We start from the raw sequence: 305 nt of genomic DNA, 5'->3' as shown, positions 1-305 counted from the left end.
GCCAAGTCCAAGTACATTGTTTTCTTACCCCAGGTCTTGAAACGCCTGCAAGTTGGTGGCGTCATCGTTATTGATGATGTCTTCCAAGGAGGCGATTTGGTCAAACCTATTTTAGAAGTCAAGCGAGGTCAGCGGACCATTTACCGTGGTCTACAGAGATTGATGGATGCTACTTTGAATAATCCAGATTTGACAGCCAGCCTCCTGCCAATCAGTGATGGTCTCCTGATGATTCGCAAAAATGCTCCAAATGTCACTCTACCAGACTAGGCAAGATTGAATAAAGTATGTTATAATGGACAAGT

1 protein-coding gene is annotated in these 305 nt (G+C 43.9%); it reads left to right on the top strand.

Features of this window, described 5'->3' with window-relative positions:
• On the top strand, window positions 1-270 hold a 270-nt coding region (locus FH871_RS35485; RefSeq protein WP_305036642.1), incomplete at its 5' end, for a hypothetical protein.
• Window positions 271-305 lie beyond the last annotated feature (35 nt).

Origin of the sequence: Larkinella sp. C7 (genome assembly GCF_006149005.1) — a bacterium.
Classification (GTDB): domain Bacteria; phylum Bacteroidota; class Bacteroidia; order Cytophagales; family Spirosomataceae; genus Larkinella.
This window is presented reverse-complemented; position numbering and strand designations above follow the sequence as displayed.